The organism is Vibrio sp. ECSMB14106, from assembly GCF_000972265.1.
In the GTDB taxonomy this organism is placed as follows: domain Bacteria; phylum Pseudomonadota; class Gammaproteobacteria; order Enterobacterales; family Vibrionaceae; genus Vibrio; species Vibrio kanaloae.
This window is the reverse complement of the sequence record NZ_LAUM01000057.1, coordinates 1-6,677: the sequence shown is the minus strand read 5'-3', so window position 1 is coordinate 6,677 and position 6,677 is coordinate 1. Positions and strand designations below refer to the sequence as shown.

The 6,677-nt window shown below is 42.9% G+C and carries 5 protein-coding genes, 5 tRNA genes and 1 rRNA gene; 3 read left to right on the top strand and 8 right to left on the bottom strand.

Annotated elements, in window-relative coordinates; translation table 11 throughout:
• Nucleotides 1-144 precede the first annotated feature (144 nt).
• From WR49_RS20540 to WR49_RS20525, 4 genes are all read right to left on the bottom strand, one after another.
• Nucleotides 145-222 (bottom strand) — tRNA-OTHER (locus tag WR49_RS20540).
• A gap of 13 nt (nucleotides 223-235) precedes the next feature.
• A tRNA-Gly gene (locus tag WR49_RS20535) sits at nucleotides 236-310 on the bottom strand.
• Nucleotides 311-349: 39 nt separating this feature from the next.
• Nucleotides 350-434: transfer RNA gene (locus WR49_RS20530), tRNA-Tyr, on the bottom strand.
• Between the two features lie 44 nt (nucleotides 435-478).
• Nucleotides 479-554, bottom strand: a tRNA-Thr gene (locus tag WR49_RS20525).
• Nucleotides 555-764: 210 nt separating this feature from the next.
• Between WR49_RS20525 and coaA the strand changes: the two genes are divergently transcribed.
• Nucleotides 765-1,688, top strand: coding sequence for a type I pantothenate kinase (coaA, locus tag WR49_RS20520; RefSeq protein WP_046225256.1), 924 nt, complete (start codon nucleotides 765-767; stop codon nucleotides 1,686-1,688).
• A gap of 7 nt (nucleotides 1,689-1,695) precedes the next feature.
• On the opposite strand, the gene birA is transcribed toward coaA, so the two are convergent.
• Both birA and murB read right to left on the bottom strand, forming a co-directional pair.
• Nucleotides 1,696-2,661, bottom strand: coding sequence for a bifunctional biotin--[acetyl-CoA-carboxylase] ligase/biotin operon repressor BirA (gene birA, locus WR49_RS20515; RefSeq protein ID WP_046225255.1), 966 nt, complete (start codon nucleotides 2,659-2,661; stop codon nucleotides 1,696-1,698).
• A complete protein-coding gene (gene murB, locus WR49_RS20510; protein WP_046225254.1) occupies nucleotides 2,658-3,704 on the bottom strand; it encodes a UDP-N-acetylmuramate dehydrogenase in 1,047 nt (348 codons plus the stop codon). The genes birA and murB overlap by 4 nt, the downstream gene beginning before the upstream one ends.
• Before the next feature lie 66 nt (nucleotides 3,705-3,770).
• Between murB and WR49_RS20505 the strand changes: the two genes are divergently transcribed.
• Together WR49_RS20505 and pssA are read left to right on the top strand one after the other, a co-directional pair.
• On the top strand, nucleotides 3,771-4,202 hold the full coding sequence (locus WR49_RS20505) for a GNAT family N-acetyltransferase (protein ID WP_046225253.1): 432 nt from the start codon (nucleotides 3,771-3,773) through the stop codon (nucleotides 4,200-4,202).
• A 91-nt stretch (nucleotides 4,203-4,293) separates the two neighbouring features.
• On the top strand, nucleotides 4,294-5,634 hold the full coding sequence (gene pssA / locus WR49_RS20500) for a CDP-diacylglycerol--serine O-phosphatidyltransferase (protein WP_046225252.1): 1,341 nt from the start codon (nucleotides 4,294-4,296) through the stop codon (nucleotides 5,632-5,634).
• A 664-nt stretch (nucleotides 5,635-6,298) separates the two neighbouring features.
• Here pssA and WR49_RS20495 read toward each other — a convergent pair.
• A tRNA-Asp gene (locus WR49_RS20495) sits at nucleotides 6,299-6,375 on the bottom strand.
• 78 nt (nucleotides 6,376-6,453) lie between these two features.
• Nucleotides 6,454-6,569 (bottom strand): 5S ribosomal RNA (gene rrf / locus WR49_RS20490).
• Nucleotides 6,570-6,677 lie beyond the last annotated feature (108 nt).

Sequence of the window (6,677 nt, the reverse complement as noted above, 5' to 3'; positions counted from 1 at the left end):
GTACCAACGTTTACGTGCGGTTTCGTACGTTCAAATTTTTCTTTAGACATGGGGTGTCCCTCTAGGTACGGATTAGGTGGCTTACAATAAGACCACGCAACCAAAAAATGGTTTTCTTAATAAAAAGGAGAAGAAGCTTTAGACTGGTGCTAATACTCAGACTCGAACTGGTGTCTTCACCCTTTACTGAGGGTGAAATCTACCGACTGAGCTTATATCAGCACACAAAATGAGTTGGAGCGTGCAGCGGGAATCGAACCCGCATCATCAGCTTGGAAGGCTGAGGTAATAGCCATTATACGATGCACGCAACACGTAACTCTGTTTGAGCTATTTAACCTTTAGAATATGGTGGAGGGGGACGGATTCGAACCATCGAAGGCAGTGCCGGCAGATTTACAGTCTGCTCCCTTTGGCCACTCGGGAACCCCTCCAAATTTTGAGCTTTCTCTCGCTTACCTTATTGGAAGGGAGAAAGTGGTGCCGACTACCGGAGTCGAACTGGTGACCTACTGATTACAAGTCAGTTGCTCTACCTACTGAGCTAAGTCGGCACAAGTGGGGCGCATTTTATTGAATGATTTTCCACCTTGCAATAGCAAATTGAAAAAAAGTGAAAAAATCTCGTATCAAATTCTTCTATATCGCTATTTCGCTCAAGGTTTCTGTCTTTAACTCGTATCTAACACAGGAAGATATTTTATTTATCTAGCGCTTGATGTATTTTCCATGCTCTTATTTTGTTATCCACTATAGAGTTTCGTATGAGCCCATTTATGTCATTTGACCGCGAACGCTGGTCGGAGTTAAGGAATTCAGTTCCTATGACACTTTCTGAAAGCGACTTAAAAGAGCTTCAAGGCATCAATGAAAAGCTCACAATGGAAGAAGCTGTGGAGATCTATTTACCGCTATCTCGCCTATTGAACCTCTATGTGGCAGCCAGACAAAACAGAAATTCAATACTTCATCAATTTCTTGATAAGAAAGAAAAAGCGCCACCTTTCATCATCGGTATAGCAGGTAGTGTTGCGGTTGGAAAAAGTACAACGGCTCGGTTGCTCAAGGCATTATTATCGCGTTGGGAGAATCATCCAAAGGTAGAGCTTGTGACCACAGATGGTTTCTTGTATCCAAATAAAGTGCTGGAAGAAAAAGGCTTAATGAGCAAGAAAGGGTTTCCCGAATCCTACGACATCAAACGTTTAGTGAAGTTTGTTTCTGATGTAAAAGCATGCCAAAGAAATGTCACAGCACCAGTATACTCGCATCTTACTTATAACATCACAGATGAGGAAAAATGCGTCGACCTGCCAGATGTGCTTATTATTGAAGGGCTTAATGTCTTGCAGACAGGCATGAACTACCCACACGAGCCGCATCGTGTCTTTATCTCCGATTTCCTCGACTTTTCACTCTACGTTGATGCTGATAGTCAACAAATTAAAGAGTGGTACATCAATCGTTTTTTCAAATTCCGCGATGGTGCGTTTACCAAACCAGGTTCATATTTTAGTCATTACACGAAATTATCAAACCAAGCAGCTTTAGATAAAGCGGAAGGGATCTGGCGTTCAATCAATGGGTTGAACCTAGAACAAAATATTCTTCCGACACGAGAAAGGGCTCACCTTATTCTACGTAAAGGTGCAGATCACATGGTTGAAGAAGTACTACTAAGAAAATAGGAAGGTCTTAGCTACCTTTCCTTAGTGAGATTTCACCGCCGATATAACTTTCGATACCATTCTCGGTTTTGAGTAACACAGCCCCCTGCTCATCAATACCTTGTACGACACCTTCAATTTCTCTAGGTCCAATAATAAGCCTTACATTGCGACCTAAGAAGTTATCTAAGCGATTCCAACGAGCAACAAAATTCGACATCCCTTTCAGCTCATAGTCGACGAGAGCTTTATCCCAAGCATTAATCAGAGTCTGAGCCAAGTGATTGCGATCCGGTACTTTACCATCGCAAACTTCTTTGAGAGAGGTCCAAGGCTGGCCAATTCCGGAGGTTTTTGGATCCATTGATAGGTTTAACCCCAAGCCAATAACGATATGAGCAGCGCCACCGGACTGTCCTGACAGCTCTACCAAGATACCTGCAAGCTTCTTGTCATTGTGGTAAAGGTCGTTGGGCCATTTCAGCTTAACGCCCTCAACGCCCATCACTTCTAAAGCTTCAACAACGGCAACACCAACAACAAGGCTTAACCCCATAGCTGCAGCCATACCAGCATCTAATCTCCAATACATGGATAGGTATAGATTCGCACCGAATGGGGACACCCACTCTCGTCCACGACGTCCACGACCTGAGACTTGATATTCAGCAATACAGACAGAACCTGATTCGAGGGTGTTAGTACGCTCTAATAAATGCTGGTTTGTAGAACCTATGATTGGAATCAGTTCAAGAGAAGCATCGCGACTAACAACAGACAATTTTTCTTCATCAAGCATATTTAACCGGCTAGCTAGCTTGTAGCCCTTGCCTTGTACTCGGTAGATATCTACCCCCCACTCTTGAATACCTTTAATGTGCTTACTGATAGCCGCTCGTGATACGCCAATCATCTCGCCGAGATTTTCTCCAGAGTGAAACTCACCATCGGCTAGGCACTTCAACAGTGCGAGCTTAGTGCTGTGCTCCCTCATGCCAACGCCTCCAGGGCTCTATCTAGGTTTGTCTCGCAGTCTCGTCCCATAAAGCGCACCTCATGTTCCAATCGAATATCGAATTTTTTCAATACAAACCGACGAATCCGCTCCGCAAGCTTGAGGATATCCGTAGCAGAAGCCTCGTCATAATTGATGATAACCAATGCTTGGTTAGGGTGAACCTGAGCACCACCTTCTGTTACGCCCTTGAGCTGGCATTGATCAATCAGCCAGCCCGCAGCGACTTTAATCATGTTATTACTCTCATAACCGACAATGTTTGGGTATAGAGCTAACAGGCGATCAAAATGATCTTCGGTGATCACAGGGTTTTTGAAAAAGCTGCCCGCATTCCCTTGTACTTTAGGGTCTGGTAGCTTACTTGAACGGATAGCACACACTTCATCAAATATAGTACGAGGAGAAAGACTATCAGCAGCTAGGCTTTTCAAAGGACCATAGTGATTACAGGGCTGCCACTCTTTAGGTAACGTTAAACCAATCGCAACAACAATCGCTTTACCGTAGAGAGCGTGTTTGAAAATAGAGTCTCGGTAACCAAAGAGACACTCTTCTTTGCTTAAGCGCTTAACTGTATAAGTATCCAGACACAGGATGTCGACATACTCACATACGTCTTGCAGTTCAACACCATACGCACCAATATTCTGAATCGGAGCTGAGCCTGAACAACCCGGTATCATTGCTAGATTTTCTAGACCACCCAGCCCCTTATCCACACTCCACTCAACCAAGCTTGGCCAATCTTCCCCCCCACTAACATGCAGTAGGTGATGACTGCCCGTCTCGGTCAACTCAATCCCGGCCAATTTATTCACAATGACCAGACCAGCGAAGTGCTCAGTAAAAAGCATATTACTGCCCTTACCCAGTATTAACTTAGGCAAAGCTGACCATTTAGGGTCTTTGTAAAGCGAAATCAGTTCTTCGGTAGTGGTGACTTCAACCAACGCATCACACGTCTGATCGATGGAAAATGTATGAACATTTTTTAAACTAGCATTGAGATGAAATTGCATGGCGATATTCAATTAACTTACACTGCGGTCATTCTACAGCAGATAAACCAATGGCGCAGTGATTGAATGAACAATGTCATCATTACTCAATTAGACCCAATAAAGGTTCCCCTAGTTAAACGTTTCTATAAAGAACATTACCCAACGGGAAAAGCGAATAAGAGTGAACTGATCTATTCGTTATTACTGGATAACGAGCTGTGCGGTGTCGTGCGTTTTCGTACAATAGAAAATAATCGCTTACTTACTGGAATGGCGATATCAAAACAACATCGTGGTAAGCAATTAGGCTCCCAGCTTATGGATTATTGTGCGCAATATACGCTTACGGAAGACGATTACTGCTTTGCGTACGCTCATCTCACCAATTTTTATGCACGACACAAATTCGTACAAGTAGACCCTAAAGATCTACCAAATGGTTTAAGAGTTTTATACGAGCGCTATTCGAATAGCGGAAAAGATCTCGTTCCTATGCATTATCAGCAAAATTGTTAGAGAATGCCTCGATTATCTAGTATTTGGTGCTATCCCTTTGGTAAAATTAAAGGTTCGCAATTTTGCATATTTTTAAGGTAAAACAGTCAATATGATTGCCAGTAGGAATCCATTCATACAGTTGCCAACCATAGCGCAGAATCCTGACAAGTTTGAAGTACTACTATCAGCGCAAGAGTTTCGAACTCGCCTACTTGATGAGATATCTCGCGCAACGACTCGTATTAGTTTAGTCGCTTTGTATCTTGAAGATGATGAGGCTGGCCGTGAGATCCTAACTGCCTTATATGAAGCAAAGCAAAAGAACCCAGAATTAAACGTGAGCGTTTGTGTCGATTGGCACCGAGCGCAGCGTGGATTGATTGGTGCAGAGTCTTCTGAAGGCAATGCAGCCATGTATAAAGAGTTTTCAGAAAAATATCAGTATTCTGTGCCTGTTTATGGCATCCCCGTTCGCGGCAAAGAAGTCTTTGGCGTATTGCACTTAAAAGGCTTTATCGTCGATGACAACGTGATATATAGCGGTGCCAGTCTTAATAATATCTATCTTAATTACCATGACCGTTATCGCTTTGATCGCTACCATGTTTTAAACAACGCAGCGCTTGCAGATTCAATGTTTGCGTATGTACACGATCAGATGGTTCCAGACAGTGCAGTTTACGACTTAGCTGATAAAAACAAGCCAATCACAAAAGAACTAAAACCAACAATTCGTCAGTTCCGCGCATCACTTGCGAGATCTCAGTATAAATTCGATGGGCAAGATGTATCTCCAGAGCAAGTCGCCGTTACGCCATTAGTCGGAATAGGTAAGAGACGTAACCGCTTGAATCAAGGAATCAACCAACTCATTGCCCAAGCTAAAGATGAGATATTCATCTGCACCCCCTACTTCAACTTCCCTCCTAGCTTAGCTAAGGAAGTTAAGAAGGCGTTAAAACGCGGGGTCAAGGTTAGTATTGTTGTTGGTGATAAAACAGCGAACGATTTTTTTATCTCACCAGAAGAAGAGTTTAAAACAATTGGTGGATTACCATACCTTTATGAGTTGAACCTACGCCGTTTTGCCAAAGCCAATGAAGCGAATATCGCCAGTCGCAATCTATCGATCCGCCTTTGGAAACATGACTCCAATAGTTTTCATCTTAAAGGTATTTGGGTCGATAAGCGCTATATGCTGCTAACGGGTAGTAACCTAAACCCTAGAGCATGGAAACTTGATCTAGAGAACGGTATATTTATCCAAGACAATTACCATCATCTAACCGATAAGTTCCAAGTTGAGGTTGATAATATCCTTCAACATACCCAGTTAATTTGCACTTATAAGCAGTTAGACAAGATAGATAGCTACCCGTTGGAAGTTCAGAAGTTGATTCGTAAGATCACTCGTGTAAAAGCCGACAGAGTACTCAAACAAATACTGTAGTCGGTGTATCAAAACACTATTTATCAACGCCTAGCAAACGCTAGGCGTTTTTGTATCTACGAGATAGCGAGATAGCGAGATAGCGAGATAGCGAGATAGGTTTGCTTGATGGTCTTTCGAGTCAACATCTCGATTCATTCATAATAAGAGTGATAGTTTGAAAAGTTAAAATCATATCTTTTCCTAAAAGTTAGTCTAAGGACTCTAGATACGTGTATCAGATGCAGAGAGCAGCTAAATGAGTACCGATACTAACATAATCGACAATTACTCTTTACGTATTCAAGCAATAACGTTCGTCACTCCTTACGGCGAAGTACGTACGCGATAGGGAATTTCACATAGTAAAGCAATCAGATTAGTGCTCTGCTCTATTTAGCTTAACTACCAGAGTTAGAAGTGACCACCTATATTCCCAAGCAGCACCTCCCGATATAGAGAAGTACTTCATAGCTAGCGATAAGGATCTGCTACTAAAACCCAAAACACATACGCCGGAAACGACGAAAGCCTAGTCGTCAGACTAGGCTTTCTAAATATGTGCCGAAATAACATGAAGAGCAGGGGCTCAGTGTCTTTACAGCACCCATATAACCTGTAAGCAAAACACTTTTCTTTAAATGTAAAAAAACCCTGCTATTGCTAGCAGGGCTTCTCTAATAAGTGGCGGAGTGGACGGGACTCGAACCCGCGACCCCCGGCGTGACAGGCCGGTATTCTAACCAACTGAACTACCACTCCGCAGTGGAATACTTGTCGTCGCTGACAAGTGTTCAAACTTTTTGTCTTCACTTTTCAAAAAGTGAAAATAAATTTGGAGCCTGGCGATGTCCTACTCTCACATGGGGAAGCCCCACACTACCATCGGCGCTATTGTGTTTCACTACTGAGTTCGGCATGGAATCAGGTGGGTCCACAATGCTATGGTCGCCAAGCAAATTTTAAAATTCGGAAAGCTGTTAAATTCTCTTCAAACTCATTCAAGCGTTTGGTATTTCTTTGAGTCCACAAAACCCCTTGGGTGTTGTATGGTTAAGCCTCAC